The 18992-nt window shown below is 62.3% G+C and carries 17 protein-coding genes and 1 pseudogene; 12 read left to right on the top strand and 6 right to left on the bottom strand.

Features of this window, described 5'->3' with window-relative positions; genetic code table 11:
• Positions 1–250: 250 nt before the first annotated feature.
• Both NTD80_RS29620 and NTD80_RS29615 read left to right on the top strand, forming a co-directional pair.
• Positions 251–1249 (top strand): ATP-binding protein, encoded by a 999-nt coding sequence (locus tag NTD80_RS29620; RefSeq protein WP_262135786.1) that lies wholly within the window; start codon positions 251–253, stop codon positions 1247–1249.
• 53 nt (positions 1250–1302) lie between these two features.
• A complete protein-coding gene (locus NTD80_RS29615) occupies positions 1303–1905 on the top strand; it encodes a vWA domain-containing protein (protein ID WP_262135790.1) in 603 nt (200 codons plus the stop codon).
• Between the two features lie 368 nt (positions 1906–2273).
• Here NTD80_RS29615 and NTD80_RS29610 read toward each other — a convergent pair whose 3' ends face one another.
• Positions 2274–3221 (bottom strand): DUF1853 family protein, encoded by a 948-nt coding sequence (locus NTD80_RS29610; protein WP_262135789.1) that lies wholly within the window; start codon positions 3219–3221, stop codon positions 2274–2276.
• A 147-nt stretch (positions 3222–3368) separates the two neighbouring features.
• Between NTD80_RS29610 and NTD80_RS29605 the strand changes: the two genes are divergently transcribed.
• The 6 genes from NTD80_RS29605 to pepN are packed head-to-tail and all read left to right on the top strand — an operon-like array spanning position 3369 to position 9869.
• Entirely contained in the window at positions 3369–4259 is an 891-nt protein-coding gene (locus tag NTD80_RS29605) for an NAD(+) kinase (RefSeq protein ID WP_003217892.1), read from the top strand.
• Positions 4256–5230 (top strand): metallophosphoesterase, encoded by a 975-nt coding sequence (locus NTD80_RS29600; RefSeq protein ID WP_371920703.1) that lies wholly within the window; start codon positions 4256–4258, stop codon positions 5228–5230. Before NTD80_RS29605 ends, NTD80_RS29600 begins: the two co-directional genes overlap by 4 nt.
• Positions 5227–6096, top strand: a complete 870-nt coding sequence (locus NTD80_RS29595; protein ID WP_106804171.1) for a rhomboid family intramembrane serine protease — start codon at positions 5227–5229, stop codon at positions 6094–6096. The genes NTD80_RS29600 and NTD80_RS29595 overlap by 4 nt, the downstream gene beginning before the upstream one ends.
• Positions 6097–6110: 14 nt before the next feature.
• Entirely contained in the window at positions 6111–6371 is a 261-nt protein-coding gene (locus NTD80_RS29590; protein WP_016972751.1) for a YeaC family protein, read from the top strand.
• Positions 6368–7198 (top strand): DUF2797 domain-containing protein, encoded by an 831-nt coding sequence (locus NTD80_RS29585; protein ID WP_106804170.1) that lies wholly within the window; start codon positions 6368–6370, stop codon positions 7196–7198. Before NTD80_RS29590 ends, NTD80_RS29585 begins: the two co-directional genes overlap by 4 nt.
• 13 nt (positions 7199–7211) lie before the next feature.
• Positions 7212–9869, top strand: coding sequence for an aminopeptidase N (pepN, locus tag NTD80_RS29580; protein ID WP_262135785.1), 2658 nt, complete (start codon positions 7212–7214; stop codon positions 9867–9869).
• A gap of 47 nt (positions 9870–9916) precedes the next feature.
• Here the strand turns inward: pepN and NTD80_RS29575 are convergent, their stop codons facing one another.
• Entirely contained in the window at positions 9917–10963 is a 1047-nt protein-coding gene (locus tag NTD80_RS29575; RefSeq protein ID WP_262135784.1) for an aldo/keto reductase, read from the bottom strand.
• 159 nt (positions 10964–11122) lie between these two features.
• On the opposite strand from NTD80_RS29575, the gene NTD80_RS29570 reads away from it, so the two are divergent.
• From NTD80_RS29570 to NTD80_RS29555, 4 genes are all read left to right on the top strand, one after another.
• Positions 11123–11839 (top strand): helix-turn-helix transcriptional regulator, encoded by a 717-nt coding sequence (locus NTD80_RS29570; protein ID WP_262135783.1) that lies wholly within the window; start codon positions 11123–11125, stop codon positions 11837–11839.
• A gap of 51 nt (positions 11840–11890) precedes the next feature.
• Positions 11891–12226: a nuclear transport factor 2 family protein gene (locus NTD80_RS29565; protein WP_262135782.1), complete on the top strand. Its 336-nt coding sequence runs from the start codon at positions 11891–11893 to the stop codon at positions 12224–12226.
• Positions 12227–12241: 15 nt separating this feature from the next.
• The gene (gene zapE, locus NTD80_RS29560) at positions 12242–13345 is read left to right on the top strand and encodes a cell division protein ZapE (RefSeq protein WP_262135781.1); all 1104 of its coding nucleotides are present in this window, start codon (positions 12242–12244) and stop codon (positions 13343–13345) included.
• A 173-nt stretch (positions 13346–13518) separates the two neighbouring features.
• Positions 13519–14010 carry a GNAT family N-acetyltransferase gene (locus tag NTD80_RS29555; protein WP_065906481.1) on the top strand — a complete coding sequence of 164 codons (492 nt, stop codon included), beginning with the start codon at positions 13519–13521 and terminating at the stop codon, positions 14008–14010.
• Positions 14011–14099: 89 nt separating this feature from the next.
• On the opposite strand, the gene NTD80_RS29550 is transcribed toward NTD80_RS29555, so the two are convergent.
• The 4 genes and pseudogenes from NTD80_RS29550 to NTD80_RS29535 all read right to left on the bottom strand — a co-directional run bounded on the left by NTD80_RS29550 (position 14100) and on the right by NTD80_RS29535 (position 18911).
• On the bottom strand, positions 14100–14321 hold the full coding sequence (locus NTD80_RS29550) for a hypothetical protein (RefSeq protein ID WP_262135780.1): 222 nt from the start codon (positions 14319–14321) through the stop codon (positions 14100–14102).
• A 142-nt stretch (positions 14322–14463) separates the two neighbouring features.
• A pseudogene (locus NTD80_RS29545) lies at positions 14464–16699 on the bottom strand (TonB-dependent siderophore receptor).
• 114 nt (positions 16700–16813) lie between these two features.
• Positions 16814–18571, bottom strand: coding sequence for a phosphoethanolamine transferase CptA (locus tag NTD80_RS29540; protein ID WP_262135778.1), 1758 nt, complete (start codon positions 18569–18571; stop codon positions 16814–16816).
• 160 nt (positions 18572–18731) lie between these two features.
• Positions 18732–18911 (bottom strand): DUF6026 family protein, encoded by a 180-nt coding sequence (locus tag NTD80_RS29535; RefSeq protein ID WP_256595109.1) that lies wholly within the window; start codon positions 18909–18911, stop codon positions 18732–18734.
• Positions 18912–18992: the final 81 nt, after the last annotated feature.

Genomic DNA, 18992 nt, shown 5'->3' with positions numbered 1-18992 from the left:
ATGGGGCTGCTGCGCAGCCCAACGCGGGGCAAGCCCGCTCGCCACAAAAAAGCCCACTGGCTGAGAGGGTCCTGCTAGTTACAACAAGCCCACTGGCTGACAGGGGCCTGCTAGTTACAACAAGTTCACTGGCTGACGGGGGGGCTGCTGGTCACAACAAGCCCACTGGCTGACAAGAGGCCTACTGGTCACAACACGCTCGACCACCACAGGAAACCGCCTGTGCGGCAGAATTTAACGAGAAATAGGCATGACTGATATTCCCCATTTTCCGCTGTCCGCCGTGGTCGGCGCCGATGACTTGAAGCTGGCGCTGTGCCTGACTGCGATCGACCCGAAGATTGGCGGTGTGCTGATCGAAGGCCCGCGCGGCATGGCCAAGTCGACCCTGGCGCGCGGCCTGGCCGACTTTCTGGCCAGCGGGCAGTTTGTCACCTTGCCGTTGGGCGCCACCGAAGAACGTCTGGTCGGCACTTTGGACCTAGACGCTGCGCTGGGTGAAGGCCGCGCGCAGTTTTCCCCCGGCGTGCTGGCCAAGGCCGACGGGGGCGTGCTGTATGTCGATGAAGTCAACTTGCTGCCCGATCACCTGGTCGACCTGTTGCTGGACGTCGCCGCCAGCGGCACCAACCTGATCGAACGCGACGGTATTTCCCACCGGCATTCGGCGCGGTTTGTGCTGATCGGCACGATGAACCCGGAGGAGGGCGAGTTGCGGCCGCAGTTGCTGGATCGCTTCGGTTTCAATGTGGCGTTGAGCGGGCAGACGTTGCCGGCCGAGCGTGGTCAAATCATCCGCCGTCGTCTGGATTTCGACAGTGACCCGGCGGCGTTTTGCACGCAGTGGGCCGAGCAGCAGGCCGCGTTGCGTGAGCGCTGCACCCAGGCGCGGGCGCGGCTGGAGAGCATCGCGCTGGATGATCAGGCCTTGGCGCAGATCACCGAGCGCTGCTTCGCTGCGGGTGTCGATGGCTTGCGCGCTGATCTGGTCTGGCTGCGCGGCGCCAGGGCCCACGCGGCGTGGCGCGGGGCGACCGCGATTGCCGAGGACGATATAGACGCGGTGGCGGAATTTGCCTTGCGCCATCGTCGCCAAGCGCAATCCCCAGCGGCCAGCCCGCCGCCTGAAGGCCAGGCGCCCAAGCCGTCGGATACCTCGCCTGGCCAAGGCCAGTGGGGCGATATGCCCGCACCGGCCCTGCCCACGGGCGCCCGCCGAGACGTGCCCAGCTGGCCAAAAAAGCCCTAGGCATCCGCCCCCGACCTGACGCGGGGGCGGATGCCCGTCCCACCGCGGGGCGACTGGACAGAGGCAGGCAGGGCAAGGCGCGCAGCGCGAAGCAGGGCGCGGTCAACTGGCCGGGCACTTTGCTCGGTGGCCGACCGCAATCGCGTGAAGACTTGCGCTACCACCTGCGCAGCCGTTCGGCGCATGAATTGTGGCTGGTGATCGTCGATGCTTCGGCGTCTACCCGCCGGCATCGTGCATTGACCGACGCCAAAGGCTTACTGGCGCAATTGTTTGATGACGCTTATCGGCAACGGGCGCGCATGGCGTTGCTGACGGCCAGCGGACAATCGCCCGCATGGCAGGTGCAGGGGCTCAAGGCGGCGAAAAGCCTGGCGGGCTGGCTCGAACAGCTGGGCGCGGGTGGCGGTACGCCGTTGCTGGCGGCGTTGACCGAGGCGGGGCATTGGTTGGCGGAACGGCGCGAGCGCTATCCGACCGAGCAGCAGCGCTTGCTGGTGATCACCGATGGGCGACTCAAGACGATTGCCGGGCTACCGTTGCTGGAGTGTCCGGGGCTGTTGGTGGATATCGAGCGAGGGCCGATCCGATTGGGGCGCGCGCAGGAACTGGCGGCCGAGTTGCAGCTGGAATATCGGCATATCGATAAGTTGTAGTGCCTGGACTATTGCTTTCGCAGGCAAGCCAGCTCCCACATTAATATGCGGCGCGCTTGAAATGTAGGCCTGGCTTGCCCGCGATGGACCCCTCAAGCCTGCCCGAAACCCTCACAGCCAACCCAATAACCAGTCTGGAATACGCTCCAAGTGTAGGAGCTGGCTTGCCTGCAATGGGTCCCTTGAACCCGCCCCGAAACCGCCCCCAGCAAACCCAATAACCAGCCTGAAATACGCTCCAAATGTGGGAGCTGGCTTGCCTGCGATGGGGCCCTCAAGGCCGTCCCAAAACCTCACCCAGCCAACCCGCTCCAAATGTGGGAGCGGGCTTGCTCGCGAAGAGGCCATCAGCCACCCCGCAAAAATCATCAGGTGCTGCCCGGCACGTTTGGCCACAAATCAGCCACCAGGAACAATCGCTCGGCTTCCTCCCAATCCTCACCGACTTGCACCATACGCACCAGTAGCTGCGCCGGTGCCATCGGCTCCAACTCCGCGAGCCAGCCCTGCATTTGTTCCGCGCTCCACACCTCATCCGCGCGGTAATGCGCGGGTGCCAGCCATGCGTGCCGGGGCAGGGGCTGCCAGCGCCCAGGCGGGGTGGTGCGGACAAACTCCTGCCAGTCACGCTGATGCAACCAGCGCCCGCGCAAATGCTGCGGATGGGCCCCTCGGGGCGGCTCCGCCTGGCCCGGCCAGGGATAGAGCAAATACCCCCCGAGCCACAAATGCGCGTCGAACTGCTGGATATCCAAGGCGCCCAGCGCGTCACGGCTTTCCGGCCGCGCCGAAATCGGCAGTTGATGCTGGGCCAGGTGCGCCAGCTTGCGATCCAACCGGTCATGGCAGCCCGGGCCGAGCCACTGCGCAGTGTCCTCGCCGTTGCCGTGCTGGGGGCCGAGATAGAGCTTGATCGCCAGTTCCAGGTGGTGCACGCCCTCACGGTCGCGCAGCAGCATGTCGAGTTCGCCCAAGGTGTGCCCGGCGCGTCGGATCGGCAGGTTGGCGGCCAGCAGCTCGACGCCCGGCGCATGCTGCACGGCGAACTGCCACAGGCGTTCGTAGTAGAGGCCCAGGCGGCGCGTGCGCGACAGGCTCAGCCAGTGCTGCAAGGCGCTGCTGTCGCGGTCGAGTGTGCGTAGCCAGTGTTCAAGCCGCTCGGGCGCTTGCACCCAGTCGCTGCCGGCCAGCGGGTGGCGCTGCGGCCACGGCGTCTGCGCCAGCATCGGCGGGGCGAGCATCACCCACGCCAGGTCGCGCACCTCGGGGTGGCGCAGTTGGCGGGGCAGGTTTTGCAAATCCGGGAACACAGTCATGAGTCCGAGCATAGCCTTTTAACCGCCGCGCAGGTGGCTGAGAACCGTTGTCATCAAGGCTTCACGGCGACAAAGGATTTTGCCTCAGGCGGCCTTTCGCCCATAATCGTTTCTTTTTTGCCACACCCCAAATCCCGCAGGAGCCCCATGGAGCAATTTCGCAATATCGGCATTATCGGTCGCCTGGGCAGTACCCAGGTGTTGGACACCGTCCGCCGGCTGAAAAAATTCCTGCTGGAACGCCACCTGCATGTGATCCTCGAAGACACCATTGCCGAGATTCTCCCCGGCCACGGCCTGCAGACTTCCTCCCGCAAGATGCTCGGCGAAGTGTGCGACATGGTCATCGTGGTCGGCGGCGACGGCAGCCTGCTCGGCGCCGCCCGGGCCCTGGCGCGGCATAACGTGCCGGTACTGGGGATCAACCGTGGCAGCCTGGGGTTCCTCACCGATATCCGTCCCGATGAGCTGGAAGTCGAAGTGGCCAAGGTCCTCGACGGCCATTACCTGGTGGAAAACCGCTTCCTGCTGCAAGCCGAAGTACGTCGCCACGGCGAGGCCATCGGCCAGGGCGATGCGCTCAATGATGTGGTGCTGCACCCCGGCAAATCCACGCGGATGATCGAGTTCGAGCTGTATATCGACGGCCAGTTCGTGTGCAGCCAGAAGGCCGACGGCCTGATCGTCGCCACGCCGACCGGGTCCACGGCCTACGCGCTGTCGGCCGGTGGCCCGATCATGCATCCCAAGCTGGATGCCATTGTGATCGTGCCGATGTACCCCCATATGTTGTCCAGCCGGCCAATCGTGGTCGATGGCAACAGTGAGCTGAAAATCGTGGTGTCCAAAGACATGCAGATATACCCGCAAGTCTCCTGCGACGGGCAGAACCATTTTACTTGCGCCCCCGGTGACACCATCACCGTGAGCAAGAAGGCGCAGAAGTTGCGCTTGATCCATCCGCTGGACCACAACTACTACGAAGTGTGCCGCACCAAGTTGGGCTGGGGCAGCCGCTTGGGGGGTGGAGGCGACTGATGCTCGATCCCGCGCGCAGCTACGACCTGATTGGTGACGTGCACGGTTGCGCCCACACCCTTGAGCACCTGCTCGACCGGTTGGGCTACCACAAGCAAGGGGGTACCTGGCGCCACCCGTCGCGCATGGCGGTGTTCCTCGGCGATATCATCGACCGTGGCCCGCGCATTCGCGAGGCGCTGCATATCGTCCATGACATGACCGAGGCCGGTCAGGCGCTGTGCATCATGGGCAACCACGAGTTCAATGCCCTGGGATGGACCACACCGGCGCCGCCGGGCAGTGGCAAGCAGTTCGTGCGCGAGCACAACCCGCGGCATGCGCGGTTGATCCAGGAAACCCTGACCCAGTTCGAGCAACACCCGGGCGACTGGCACGACTTCCTCGGCTGGTTCTACGACATGCCGCTGTTTGTCGATGCCGGGCGTTTTCGCGTGGTGCATGCGTGCTGGGATGACGGCTTTATCCAACCGCTGCGCGCGACCTTCGCGGACGGCTGCATCGACCCGCACTTCCTGCAGGCCGCCGCCGTGCCCGGCAGTTTTGCCTGCAATGCCTTCGACCGCCTGTTGCGCGGCACCGACATGCGCCTGCCCGATGGCCTCACGCTGACCGGCGGCGATGGGCTGACGCGTTCGTTCTTTCGCACCAAGTTCTGGGAAGACGACCCGAAAACCTACGGCGACATCGTGTTCCAGCCCGACGCCTTGCCGGAGCCGGTGGCGCGCACCCCGTTGTCGTCCACGCAAAAAAATTCCCTGCTGCGCTATGGCGTCGACGAGCCCCTGCTGTTCGTCGGCCATTACTGGCGCAGCGGCAAACCGGCGCCGATCCGCCCGAACCTGGCCTGCCTGGACTACAGCGCCGTGCTGTACGGCAAGTTGGTGGCGTACCGCCTGGACCAGGAAACCCAACTGGATCCGCGTAAATTCGTCTGGGTCGACGTTGAGCGACCTGAGGTCATTAAATGAGTACCGTGGCTGTATTGCGCCTGCCCCTGAGCGTCGACCTGGGTGGTTTCGTCAAATTGCTGCAACGCATGCAAGTGCCCCATCGCGTCAGCGAAGAGGCGGGTGAGCAAGTGTTGTGGGTTCCGGAAACCATCAGTGAAGACGTGCGTGTGTTGTACCAACGCTTTCCCGCCGGCGATCCCGACCAGCAACTGGATATTCCCGAGCAGGCGCCGGTTTCGCGCCCCGGTTTTATCCAGCAAGTGCGCCACAGCCCGGTAACGGCGCTGGTGCTGTTGGCGAGCATCATCGTGGGCGCGGTGACCTTGCTGGGTGAGAACCTGCAAGCCATGAGCTGGCTGACGTTCCTGCCGTTTCGGGTGATGGGCGAGTACATCCAGTTCACCCCGTTCGCCGACATGTTGGCTTCAGGGCAATGGTGGCGGTTGGTCACGCCGATGCTGATCCACTTCGGCATCCTGCACCTGGCCATGAATGGCATGTGGTACTGGGAGCTGGGCCGGCGCATCGAAGTGCGCCAGGGCAGCATCAACCTGCTCGGCTTGACCCTGTTGTTCAGTCTGGTCTCCAACTACGCTCAATACGCCTACGGTGGCCCCGGCCTGTTTGGTGGGTTGTCCGGCGTGTTGTATGGCTTGCTCGGGCATTGCTGGATCTTTCAATTATTGTCGCCCAATCCGGCCTATCGCTTGCCCCGTGGGGTGCTGGTGATGATGCTGGTATGGCTGGTGCTGTGCCTGTCGGGGTTGGTCTCGATGATCGGCTTCGGCGAAATCGCCAACGCTGCCCATGTCGGCGGCCTGGTCATCGGTTGCCTTACCGGTTTGCTCGGCGGGTTGTACAACCGTCGCAAATCCTCTCTTTGATAAGGAAGAGCCTTATGTCCTCTTTTGCTGAAATGATCGAAAACATCACCCCCGATATCTACGAGAGCCTCAAGCTCGCGGTGGAAATCGGCAAGTGGTCCGATGGCCGCAAGCTCACCGCCGAGCAGCGCGAGCTGTCCCTGCAGGCGGTGATCGCCTGGGAAATCCAGAACCTGCCGGAAGACCAGCGCACCGGCTACATGGGCCCGCAGGAGTGCGCCTCCAAGTCGGCACCGGTGCCGAACATCCTGTTCAAGTCGGATGCGATCCATTGATTGAAATTGGTCGCGGTGCAGTCAGCAAGATGTCGGCGCAACTCGGTGAGCCGACCGTTCAATACGCGTTTCGCCTGGGCGATGTCGAGGTGCCGGTCAACCCGCTGATCGGTACTCACGTGCGCCTGGAATACCTCGGTGCCATCCATTGCAGCCATTGCGGCCGCAAGACCAAGACCAGCTTCAGCCAGGGGTATTGCTACCCGTGCATGACCAAGCTGGCCCAGTGTGACCTGTGCATCATGAGCCCCGAGCGTTGCCATTACGACGCTGGCACCTGCCGCGATCCGAGCTGGGGCGAGCAGTTCTGCATGACCGACCACGTGGTGTACCTGGCCAACTCGTCGGGGATCAAGGTCGGCATCACTCGCGCCACCCAATTGCCTACCCGCTGGCTGGACCAGGGCGCGAGCCAGGCGCTGCCGATCATGCGCGTTGCCACTCGCCAGCAGTCCGGCTTTGTCGAGGACCTGTTCCGCAGCCAAGTGGCCGACAAAACCAACTGGCGAGCGCTGCTCAAGGGCGATGCGCAGTCGGTGGACCTCAAGCACGTGCGCGATGAGCTGTTCGCAGCCTGCGCCGAAGGCCTGGTGACGTTGCAGGAACGCTTTGGCCTACAGGCCATCCAAACGATTGCCGACATCGAGCCGATCGAAATCCGCTACCCGGTCGAGCAGTATCCGACCAAGATTGTCAGCTTCAACCTGGACAAGAACCCGATTGCCGAAGGCACGCTGCTGGGGATCAAGGGCCAATACCTGATCTTCGACACCGGCGTTATCAATATTCGTAAGTACACGGCCTACCAGCTCGCCGTGCATCAGTAGAAGGATGCCATCCATGCGCACCGAACAACCGAAGATGATTTACCTGAAGGACTATCAGGCGCCGGACTACCTGATCGAAGAGACGCACCTGACCTTCGAGTTGTTCGAGGACCACAGCCTGGTCCACGCGCAGCTGGTGATGCGCCGCAACCCTGCGCGTGGCGCCGGCTTGCCGCCGCTGGTGCTCGATGGCCAGCAACTGGAGTTGCTGACCGTCAACCTCGGCGACCAGGAACTGACGGCCGCTGATTACCAACTGACCGACAGCCACCTCACGCTGCACCCGACCCGCGAAACCTTCACCGTCGACACCAGCGTGCGCATCCACCCGGAAACCAACACCGCGCTGGAAGGCCTGTACAAATCCGGCAGCATGTTCTGCACCCAGTGCGAGGCCGAAGGCTTCCGCAAGATCACCTACTACCTCGACCGCCCGGACGTGATGAGCACCTTCACCACCACGGTGATCGCCGAGCAACATCGCTATCCGATCCTGCTGTCCAACGGCAACCCGATTGCCAGCGGCCCTGGTGAGGACGGTCGTCACTGGGCGACCTGGGAAGACCCGTTCAAGAAGCCGGCGTACCTGTTCGCCCTGGTGGCCGGTGACCTGTGGTGCGTCGAAGACAGCTTCACCACCATGACCCAGCGTGAAGTGGCGCTGCGCATCTATGTCGAGCCGGAAAATATCGACAAGTGCCAGCACGCCATGACCAGCCTGAAAAAATCCATGCGCTGGGACGAAGAAACCTACGGCCGTGAGTACGACCTCGATATCTTCATGATCGTCGCCGTGAACGATTTCAACATGGGGGCCATGGAGAACAAGGGCCTCAACATCTTCAACTCCAGTGCCGTGCTGGCCCGCGCCGAAACCGCCACCGACGCCGCGCACCAGCGGGTCGAGGCGATCGTCGCCCACGAATACTTCCACAACTGGTCGGGCAACCGCGTGACCTGCCGTGACTGGTTCCAGCTGTCGCTCAAGGAAGGCTTCACCGTGTTCCGTGACTCGGGTTTCTCGGCCGACATGAACTCGGCCACGGTCAAGCGCATCCAGGACGTGGCGTACCTGCGGACCCACCAGTTCGCCGAAGACGCCGGCCCCATGGCCCACGCGGTACGCCCGGACAGCTTTATCGAGATCTCCAACTTCTACACCTTGACCGTGTACGAAAAGGGCTCGGAAGTGGTCGGCATGATCCACACCTTGCTCGGCGCGGAAGGCTTCCGCAAAGGCAGCGACCTCTATTTCGAACGCCATGACGGCCAGGCCGTGACCTGCGACGACTTCATCAAGGCCATGGAAGACGCCAACGGCGCGGACCTCAGCCAGTTCAAGCGCTGGTACAGCCAGGCAGGCACGCCACGCCTGGCGGTGAGCGAGTCCTACGACGCCGCGGCCAGGACCTACAGCCTGACGTTCCGCCAGAGCTGCCCGCAAACCCCGGACAAGGTCGAGAAGCTGCCGTTTGTGATTCCGGTGGAGCTGGGCCTGCTGGACGCCAAGGGTGCCGGTATCGCCTTGCGCCTGGCCGGTGAAGCGACGGCTGGCGCCACGTCCCGCGTGATCTCGGTGACCGAAGCCGAGCAGACATTCACCTTCGTCGATATCGCCGAACAGCCGTTGCCTTCGCTGTTGCGTGGCTTCTCGGCGCCGGTGAAGCTGAGCTTCCCGTACAATCGCGACCAGCTGATGTTCCTGATGCAGCACGACAGCGACGGCTTCAACCGCTGGGATGCCGGCCAGCAACTGTCGGTGCAGGTGCTGCAGGAACTGATCGGCCAGCACCAGGCGGGCCAGCCGCTGAAGCTGGACCAACGCCTGATCGACGCGTTGCGCACTGTCTTGAGCGATGAATCCCTGGACCAGGCCATGGTCGCCGAGATGCTCTCGCTGCCGAGTGAGGCCTACCTGACGGAAATCAGCGAGGTGGCGGATGTCGATGCGATCCACGCCGCGCGCGAATTTGCCCGCAAGCAACTGGCCGACCATCTGTTCGAAGGGTTGTGGCTGCGTTACCAGGCCAATCGCGAGCTATCCAAGCAGACGCCGTATGTCGCGGCCGCCGAGCACTTCGCCCGTCGTGCCCTGCAGAACATCGCGTTGTCGTACCTGATGCTCAGCGGCAAGCCAGAAGTCCTGGCGGCGACGCTGGATCAGTTCGACACCAGCGACAACATGACCGAACGCCTCACCGCACTGGCAGTGCTGGTGAACTCGCCGTTCGAAGCGGAAAAAGCCCAGGCGCTGGCGGTGTTCGCGGAGAACTTCAAGGGCAACCCATTGGTCATGGACCAGTGGTTCAGCGTACAGGCCGGCAGCACGTTGCCGGGCGGGCTGGCACGGGTCAAGGCGTTGATGGAGCACCCGGCGTTCAACCTCAAGAACCCGAACAAGGTGCGCGCGCTGATCGGCGCTTTTGCCGGGCAGAACCTGATCAACTTCCACGCGGCGGACGGTTCGGGTTATCGCTTCCTGGCGGACCTGGTTATCCAACTGAACGGCTTCAACCCACAAATCGCTTCGCGCCAGCTGGCGCCACTGACGCGCTGGCGTAAATACGACAGCGCGCGCCAGGCGCTGATGAAGGCGGAGCTGGAGCGCATTCGTGGCTCGGGTGAGTTGTCGAGTGATGTGTTCGAGGTGGTCAGCAAGAGCCTTGCCTGAATCGCCTGAATAAAAAAAACGGCCTGTATAGGCCGTTTTTTTTTGCTTCAAATTACCGGTGGTCGAGGTGTATCCGCGCCGATATCGACAGGGAAACGCTCGGCAATGATGCCGTGCGGCACGCCCAGCGGGATGGCGCTGGCGATGTCCAGGCGGGTGACCTGTTCGGCCGAAAGGTGCACGCTCAGTGCGCCCAGGGTGGCGTCCAGTTGCGCGCGCGTGCGCGAGCCGAGGATCGGGATCAATGCCGTGGTCGAGCGTCGCGCCTTTTCGCGCAGCCAGGCGATGGCGACGTGGGTCGGGGTGGCGTCGAGTTCAGCGGCGACGGCCAGCAGGGTGTCGAGCACGGCGGTTTCGCGCGCGCTTTTTTCTGCGTGGACCAGAATCCCCATTTTGCTGGCGCGGGTGTCGCCTTGGCTTTCTCGGTACTTGCCGGTCAGGAAGCCTCCGCCCAACGGCGACCACAATGTGGCACCCAGGCCCAGCGCCTCGGCCATCGGCAGCAGCTCGCGGTCGGCGGTGCGCTCGACCAGGCTGTATTCCACCTGGATGCCGATGATCGGCGCAAAGTTGCGCACTTCGGCCAGCAGGTCGGCGCGGGCAATGCGCCAGGCCGGGAAGTTGGACAGGCCGGCATAGTGGATCTTGCCGGCGCGCACCAGGTCGTCGAAGCCGCGCAGGATCTCTTCCATGGGCGTGACGTTGTCGCTCATGTGCGCCCAGAGCAGGTCGATGTGGTCGGTGTTCAAGCGCTTGAGGCTTTCTTCGACCGCGCGCACCAGGTTCTTGCGGTTGTTGCCGAGCCGGATCGTGCCCTCATCGGACGGTTGGGTGCGCAGGGTGTACTTGGTGGCCACCACCAGGTTGTCGCGCTCGCTGGCGATGAATTCCCCCAGCAGCTTTTCGGCCTGGCCGAACTGGTAGCCGTTGGCGGTATCGAGGAAGTTGCCACCGGCTTCAAGGTAGCCATCGAAGATCGCCTTGGCTTCATCGCGCTCGGCGCCATGGCCCCAGCCCGTGCCGAAATTACCGGTGCCCAGGGCCAGTTCAGATACCTGCAGACCGCTACGGCGGCCAAAGACTTTATTGCGCATACAAGGACTCCAGAGGCAGTGATGTGTCTTACATGTTTGGAAACATGTATTTAATATGATCGGGATAATTTATACGGTCAAGAGGCTTTTTACTGCTGACATTTCCTGACAGGGGGCTCTGGTAAGCTGCGGCACTTTTGTTTGTTCGGTGGGATCAACGTGTCGCGCACCACTCGTCTACTGACCTTGTTGCAGGCCCTGCGGGGCAAGAAGCGCCCGGTAACCGCTGCTGTGCTGGCGGCGCAGTTGGAGGTGTCCGAGCGCACGCTGTATCGCGATATTGCCGAATTGACCGCGCTGGGCGCGCCGATTTTCGGCGAGGCGGGGGTCGGCTACGTGCTGCGCAGCGGGTTGTTCCTGCCACCGTTGATGCTCAACGCCGAGGAAACCGAGGCCATCGTGCTGGGCCTGCGGTATGTGGACCAGCGTGGCGACGATGTGCTCAGCCGCGCCGCCGCCAATGCCCTGGCGAAAATCGCCGACGTGCTCGACCCGGCCGCCCAGGAGGCGCTGCGCAACCCCACTTTACTGCCGGGGCCACCCGGATTCGGTTACCCGGAGAACCGCGTGCCGCTGGATGTGTTTCGCGAGGCCATCAGCCACCAGGCCAAGCTGCAGATCGATTACGCCGATGCCAGCCAGACCCACAGCGAGCGCCTGATCTGGCCGCTGGCCCTGGGCTTTCTCAATGAGGTGCGGGTGATCGTGGCCTGGTGTGAATTGCGTGGCGCCTATCGGACCTTTCGCACCGATCGCGTGGCCAGCGCTCGCGAGAGCGGCGGGCGCTATCCGGGGCGACGCAGTGACTGGCTGCGGGCTTGGCGCAAGCTGATGGAGTCGCATGAAAAAGGTCCGTTCACTCCTGACAAAAACTGACACAACCCTGGCTTAGCATGGCCCTACAACCACTCAAAAAGGAGCTTTGCCATGTCCATGCCTGAATTGGCCCCGGCCATCGCGGCCTATATCGCGGCGACCAATTCCCGCGACACCGCAGCCATCACCCAGTGTTTTGCCGACGACGCGAATGTCTTCGACGAAGGCCAGCACCAAGTCGGCAGCGCTGCCATTGCACGCTGGATGGAGGACACCGGGCGGCGCTACCAGCCGCGGGTCGAAGTGCTCAAGGTGCAGCATCGCACCGGCAAAGTACTGGTCAGCAATGTGGTCTCGGGCAATTTCCCCGGCAGCCCGTTGGAGCTGCGCTACACCTTTCGCCTGAATGAGCAGGGCAAGATTTTGCGGCTGGATATCTCGCTGTAAGTCATACTGGCGGGCATGACTTTCGACTCGCTGCTGACTGCCTACCAACACGCCATCACCCAGCAGGGTTTCGTCGTCGACGCTGCCCAGCGCCGTGCGGTGGACGCCCTGCAAGCCTGCCATACGGCGCTGCATCAAGGCCGCGCGCCGGTCCAGGGGGTTTACCTGTGGGGGCCGGTGGGCCGTGGCAAGACCTGGTTGATGGACCAGTTCTACCAAACGTTGCGGGTGCCGGCGCGGCGTCAGCACTTTCATCATTTCATGGGCTGGGTGCACCAGCGCCTGTTCCAGCTCACCGGCACCCACGATCCGCTGCAGGCGCTGGCACGCGAACTGAGCCGGGACGTGCGGGTGTTGTGCTTCGACGAGTTGTTCGTCAATGACATCGGTGATGCCATCATTCTCGGCCGCCTGTTCCAGGTGATGTTCGAGGAGGGCGTGGTGATGGTCTGCACCTCCAACCAGCCGCCCGACCAGTTGTACGCCGACGGCTTCAACCGGGACCGATTCCTGCCGGGTATCGCGGCACTCAAGCAGCACCTGCAGGTGGTCGCGGTGGCGGGCGCCGAGGATCATCGCCTGCACCCAGGGGTTGGCCTGCAGCGCTACTGGGTGAATCAGCCCGATGCATTGGCCGGCGTATTCAACCAACTGGCCGCAGGGCAGGCGGTGCACAGCGGGCCAGTGTCTGTCGGCCACCGCAGCATCGCGACGGTGCAGTTCAGTGACCGTGTGCTCTGGTGTCGCTATGCCGACCTGTGCGAGCAGCCCCTGGCGGCGATGGACTTCATGCTGCTCTGCGATCGCTTCAAGGTGATCCTGCTGGGCGAGGTGCCCAACCTGAGCGCGCAGACGCGTCCGGGGCGCATTGCCCGTGGCACCGAAGATGGCGCCGAGCGCGTGGTCGCCGGTGATCGTGAGTTGCCGCAGTTGTCGGTGCACGATGACAGCGTGCGCCGCTTCATCGCCTTGGTCGACGAGTGTTACGACCGCAAGGTGCCGTTGTTCATTGAGGCCCGAGTGCCGCTGGAAAGCCTGTACACCGAAGGCTACCTGGCGTTTCCCTTCCGTCGTACCCTGAGCCGGTTGCAGGAAATGCAGCTGCAGCGCTTTGGCTAACGCCTGTACGAAAATCTCGCGCAACTGACGGATTGGGCTTTTTTAATCGCAGAGTCTTCGCACTTTCAGGCGCAGATTTGTAGTTAATCTCCTTCATCTGGAGCCGACGCCACGCTTACAATCGTGACCTCCAAAGGGAGACGATTCCCTTGTAGTCGCGATCGAGGAAGGCAATGGAAACCCCGGATATCCTGGTGCTGCAAGCCAGCTACACCAACCCCGTGCACGCCGACGCCATTGGCCGTGTGCTCAACCATTACGCCGAAGACCCAATGGGCGGCGGCCATAGCCTGTCCGCCGACCTGTTGGAGCAGCTGCCGGCTGAACTGGCCAAGCGTCCCCATGCGTTCAGTGTGCTGGCGTTTGTCGGCGGTGAGCCCGCGGGCCTGGTGAATTGCTTTGAAGGGTTTTCCACGTTCGCCTGCCGCCCGCTGGTCAACGTCCATGATGTGGCGGTGATGAGCGCGTTTCGTGGCCTGGGGCTGAGTCAGAAAATGCTGCAGAAGGTCGAGGAAATTGCCCGCCAGCGGGGCTGCTGCAAGATCACCCTGGAGGTGCTTGAGGGCAATGCGGTGGCTCAGTCGGCGTACCGCAAGTTTGGCTTTGATGATTCGAAGTTTGATCCGGCGTATGGCCGCATGTTGTTCTGGAGCAAGGCGCTGTAATAACCAACAGGCAAAAAAAAGGCGCCATTAAATGGCGCCAAGTTAGCCTTGGTCACAGGAGCGGAATGACAAAGGAGAGTACGGTTGAATCAGCTGTTCGGTTGTTTCTCGTCGGTGGATTGTTCTGCCGTTACTTTCTTGAAGTCCTTGCCGTCGGCAGAGGCGGTTTGTTCGGTGGTGCCGTGGGTCTTTTGCTGCATGAAGGTGAAGTTGTTGTAAAACTCCTTCGAGCGCTCCGAGCCGCCTTCGGCAAAGGCCGCGGCGGAGGTCAGGGTCATCAGGCTGGCGAGTATCAGGGTGGAGAGTTTCATGGCAGTGTTCCCGTTAAGAGTGATCGGCATCCGGTCGCTCCTTGATCAGATTCATGGAGCGACTATGCAGCGATCTTATTAAGTGGGAGTTAACGTGACGCTGATGCAAAGTTAACGATTTCGTTAATGTTGGATTCCACGGTTAAAGCCGGCAATCCAGCGCGAGGGTGACGGCGCGCGGGTCGCCCCAGTAAACGCCATTATAAAAGCCGACTCTTTCGTAATATTTTTTATCAAATACGTTGTTGATATTAAGCGACGCCGAAACATGGTCGTCGAATTGATAACGCGACATCAGGTTGATCACGGTGTAGGCCTGTTGCGTGATTTTCGCCCGGGTGGTGATCAAGTTACCTCGGCCATCGCGCTCGCCGGTTGGCCGGTTGCTGAAATCATAAATCTCACTCTGCCAGTTCACGCCGCCGCCCACCGTCAGCTTGCGCCACGCGCCCGGTAGCCGGTAGGCGCTGGACACCTTCAGCAGGTTCAAGGGCTGGCCGGTGTTGTTGCGCTTGTCCGTGCCGTTCACCGAGTGGGTATAGGTGTAGCCTGCCGTCAGGTTCCAATCGGGCATGACTTCGCCGGCGACCTCCAGCTCAAAGCCGTTGACCTTGTTGCCTTTGCCGCCCGACTTGTAGAACTCCTCGCCGGTGACCGGGTTCGGCGCGACGGAGTAGTCCCGCTCGGCGACGTTGTCCTGGGTGCTCCAGAAATAGGCCGCCGCCACGTTCAGGCGCTCTTGCAGCAGGCTGCCCTTGAGGCCGACCTCATAGTTGCTGCCCACCACCGGTTCCAGGTACTTCTTGTTGGCATCGCGCAGGCCTTGCGGCTTGAAGATATCGGTGTAGCTGGCGTACACGGTGTACACCGGCGTTATGTCATAGAGCAGCCCGGCGTAGGGCGTCCACATATCATTGTGAGTCTGGGAGGTCTTGCCGGCTACGGTCAGCTGGTCATTGGCGTCGTACTCAGGCGTGGCGCTTTTCTGCTGCCAGCTGCCATAGCGACTGCCCAGTACTGCATGCAGGCGGTCGGTCAGGCTCAGGCGCGTGGCCAGGTAGCCGGCCTTCTGTTCCTTGCTGCCGTGTTCGCCCTTGAGGTCGGTGACGGTGTCGGGGAACTTGCCGATCCCGCCCATGTATTTCCAGTCATCAATCGTGTTGTAGCCGTCAGGCGTGGTACCCCTGCGTATGAAGGGCGAGGCATCGCGCTGCGCCGCCTCGCCATAGCCCATCATCAGCGCGTGTTCGCGGCCGAGCAGCGCATAGCTGCCGGCCAGGTTGAGGTCGATCGCCTCCATCTTCGAGGTGCCGCGCATGTGGCTCGCCCACGCCTGCATCCCGCTGCGATCGTCGTTGGGGAAGCCCGCGCCACCGTAGTACACCTTGCCGTCCGTGTCGCTCTGGCGATGGGTGTAGGCGGCCTTCACGTGCCAGTCGCCGCCCAGGCGATGGTCGAGCGTGGCGAAGGCGGTCTTGTCGGTCAGCGGCCAGGAGCTCCAGTGCGCCGCCATGTTGGTCGAGCGCGGCAGCTTGGCCTTGCCGCCCTGGCTGTTCCAGTACGGCACGGTGCCCCATGAGGTGCCTTGGACTTCCTTGTCTTGGTAATCGAAGCCTACGGCGAGCACGGTATCTTCCGACAGGTCGCCTTCGAGAATCCCGTAACCGACCGCGCGCTGCAGCGCGTAATGGTCACGGAACGATTGACTGTCGCGATAGGCCAGCACGCTGCGCCCGCGCAGCTTGCCGTCGAATGCCAGCGGGCCGCCCACATCCACGTAGCTGTAGTAGTTGTCATGGCTGCCGCCGCTGATCCCGGTTTTCGCCTGCCAGTGGGCGGTAGGGCGTTTGCGCACCATATTGACGGTGGCGGAAGGGTCGCCGGCGCCGGTGGTCAAACCTGTGGCGCCGCGCACCACTTCAATGTGGTCGTAGATGATGGTGTCGCCGTCGGTCTTCATGTAGCCGAACGTATTGAGCATCCCGTCGATCTGGAAATTGGTGATGCTATAGCCGCGGGAGGTATACGACACTCGGTCGGAGTCATTGTGCTGCACGTTGACCCCGGTGGTCTGGCGCAGTACTTCGGTCAAGGTGTTGAGGTTGAAGTCGTCCATCTGCTGGCGGGTGATCACCGAGATCGACTGCGGGGTTTCCTTGACGGAGAGGTTCAGGCGGGTGGCGGTGCTCATCGAGCCGGTGGTGTAGGCGCCGGTGTGCTCGGTGGTGGCGCCCAGGCCTTCAGCGGTGATGCTGGTTGCGCCCAGTTCGAGGGTCTTGTTTGGCTCGGGGTCGGTTTCAGCCCACAGGTCCGGGCTCATAGCCACGCTGAACAGGCCGAGCGTGAAGGTCATGGAAACGGGTAAAAGGCGCGATCATCGCGGCAGACTCCTTGTCGTCTTTGCGGCCACCCCGGAAAGGGAAGGCCTTGGCTCAAAGACGAAAGGAGGCGGTGAACTTTAGGCTTAAACGAGAATGATTGTTATCTTTCTGTTACAAGCCTGAGGATTCCTGCAGGACCACATCCGTGGGATTGACCTTTTTCGGCTTGATCAGGCTGAAGTCGATCAGCGGCTTTTGCTGGCGCAGGTACGGGTTGCCAATCATCAACGGGCGTGGCTTGAAGCTGTCGCTGACCAGGCTTTTGCTGCGGTCCAGTTCCTTGAAGCTCAGCCCGGCCAGGTCGGCCCAGGTGTGGATCAACTGCGAGCTGCTGTAAGGGCGCTGCAAGTCGCCTGCGAAGCTCCAGTCGTGGCTCTCACGCCATTTTGGCGAGGCGTAGGCCATGAACGGAATGGTGTACATCGGCGCCGTCGGCTTGCCTTCGTTACGCCCCAGGGTGTCGTGGCCAGCCGAATCGAAGACATCTTCGCCGTGGTCCGACAGGTACAGCAAAAAGCCATTGGGATCGGTCTTGGCGTAGTCCTTGATCAGGCTCGACACCACGAAGTCGTTGTACAGCACCGCGTTGTCGTAGCTATTGTAGGTCGGCAGTTGATCGTCGCTGATGCCGGCCGGTACGCCCTGGCGATCGGTGAATTTGTCGAACGTCGGCGGGTAGCGGTACTGGTAGCTCATGTGGGTGCCGAGCAAGTGCACCACGATGAACTTGCGTTCGGCCGGGTCGGCCAGGGCCTTGGAGAACGGCGCGAGCACGTCGCCGTCATATTGGCGGGCGTTCTGGTTGCGGTTGTTGTTCAGGTACACCTGCTCGTCGGCCTGCTCGGAAAAGGTCGTGAGCATGGTGTTGCGCTTGGTCATGGTCTGCTGGTTGGTGATCCAGTAGGTCTTGTAGCCGGCCTGTTTCATCACGCTGACGATCGACGGGGTCTTGAGGTACAGGTCCGGGTTTTCCTCGTCGGCAAATGTCAGCACCTGTTGCAGCGCCTCGATGGTGTAGGGGCGCGGGGTGATGACGTTGTTGAACACCGCCAGTTGATCGCGCAGCTTGTCCAGCTCCGGGGTGGTGTTGCGCGGGTAGCCGTAGAGGCTCATGCGCTGGCGGTTGGTGGACTCGCCGATCACCAGCACCAGGGTCGAGGGCTGGCCGGCCATGGTGTCCTTGAGGTTGGTCAGTGGCGGGATCTGGCTCGCGCTGTCGAGCATGCCCTGCATGTTGTCCAGTTGCTCGGTGTAGCGGCGGTAGGCCACGATCATCTGCCACGGCACGGCGGGTTCGATGCGCGATTCGAAGCGGTCGATGGCGTCGTCCAGGGTGTCGCTGCGGGCGATCTGCTTGACCAGCGGGTAACCGACGATGCCCACCAGGATCGCCGTCGCCGCGAGCAGCGCCTGGCCGCGCGGCAGGTACACCGGGCGCAGGCGGGTCCAGAGGAAAACCGCCACGGCGGTATGGGCAATGAACGCCAGCACAATCCACCAGGCGAAATACTGGGTGGCGTACTCGCCGGCTTCAGAGATGTTCGACTCGAACATGATGAAGATGACGCTTTGGGAAAATTCCTGCTGGTAGATAAAGAAATAGCCCAGGCTGGCCATGGAGCAGGCCCACAGCACCACACCGATGAGGGCAGCAAGCGAGCGAGTACGGCGCGGGAAAATCAGCAGGGGGGCGAGCCAGATCGCGCTCATGAAGAAGGCTTGGCGAAAGCCGCTGAAGCCGGAGGTGCCGCTGAGTTGGATCAGCAGTTGGGTAATACCCGAGAAGTACCAGAAAAACACGAAAAGCCAGGCAAGGCCGGCCCAATCAAAGCCTTTCGCAGACTTAGTGCTGCGTTTGAACATAGCCATCCAGCGCTCCAACCCGATAATGCTGCAGTCGACGCGCAGGGCTGCGCGCAACAGAGGCCACCCTGGAATGGGGTGGCCGTTCGGGCGGGAGTATCGGGAGCGGCGTGTGAAAACTTTGTGAGATTTTTGTAGCGGTTATCTTACAAAGCGATGACCGGGCTTAGCAGAGCGCAGGCTGTGCGCCAGCAGGCTGATCCAGCTGAGCTTGAATGATGTGCGCACGCAGGCGCATGACTTCCTGCTGCAGCAGCTCGCGTTCGTCTTTCAACTGGCGCAGCTCGTCGCGACGGATAGAGACGTAGAGGGTCTGTGGAGGACGGGTCATCTGTGCAGTGCTCATTGCTTACCTCGCAAATAGCCGGTGTGTCGCGGTGTGCCAGAACGCTTGAGTCGAGGTTCTCGGCAGCAGTCGGGACAATTC

The sequence above is a fragment of the Pseudomonas sp. 13B_2.1_Bac1 genome (assembly GCF_025466155.1).
GTDB classification, from domain to species: Bacteria; Pseudomonadota; Gammaproteobacteria; order Pseudomonadales; family Pseudomonadaceae; genus Aquipseudomonas; species Aquipseudomonas aylmerensis.
Note: the sequence above shows the minus strand (reverse complement) of the source record. Positions and strands in the feature narration are given on the sequence as shown.

Excerpts from the sequence above, each read along its gene's own strand:
- NTD80_RS29620 (WP_262135786.1), top strand. The coding sequence starts at position 251 with ATGACTGATATTCCCCATTTTCCGCTGTCCGCCGTGGTCGGCGCCGAT.
- NTD80_RS29610 (WP_262135789.1), bottom strand. The coding sequence starts at position 3,221 with ATGACTGTGTTCCCGGATTTGCAAAACCTGCCCCGCCAACTGCGCCAC.
- NTD80_RS29605 (WP_003217892.1), top strand. The coding sequence starts at position 3,369 with ATGGAGCAATTTCGCAATATCGGCATTATCGGTCGCCTGGGCAGTACC.
- NTD80_RS29595 (WP_106804171.1), top strand. The coding sequence starts at position 5,227 with ATGAGTACCGTGGCTGTATTGCGCCTGCCCCTGAGCGTCGACCTGGGT.
- NTD80_RS29590 (WP_016972751.1), top strand. The coding sequence starts at position 6,111 with ATGTCCTCTTTTGCTGAAATGATCGAAAACATCACCCCCGATATCTAC.
- pepN (WP_262135785.1), top strand. The coding sequence starts at position 7,212 with ATGCGCACCGAACAACCGAAGATGATTTACCTGAAGGACTATCAGGCG.
- NTD80_RS29575 (WP_262135784.1), bottom strand. The coding sequence starts at position 10,963 with ATGCGCAATAAAGTCTTTGGCCGCCGTAGCGGTCTGCAGGTATCTGAA.
- NTD80_RS29565 (WP_262135782.1), top strand. The coding sequence starts at position 11,891 with ATGTCCATGCCTGAATTGGCCCCGGCCATCGCGGCCTATATCGCGGCG.
- zapE (WP_262135781.1), top strand. The coding sequence starts at position 12,242 with ATGACTTTCGACTCGCTGCTGACTGCCTACCAACACGCCATCACCCAG.
- NTD80_RS29555 (WP_065906481.1), top strand. The coding sequence starts at position 13,519 with ATGGAAACCCCGGATATCCTGGTGCTGCAAGCCAGCTACACCAACCCC.
- NTD80_RS29550 (WP_262135780.1), bottom strand. The coding sequence starts at position 14,321 with ATGAAACTCTCCACCCTGATACTCGCCAGCCTGATGACCCTGACCTCC.
- NTD80_RS29540 (WP_262135778.1), bottom strand. The coding sequence starts at position 18,571 with ATGGCTATGTTCAAACGCAGCACTAAGTCTGCGAAAGGCTTTGATTGG.
- NTD80_RS29535 (WP_256595109.1), bottom strand. The coding sequence starts at position 18,911 with ATGAGCACTGCACAGATGACCCGTCCTCCACAGACCCTCTACGTCTCT.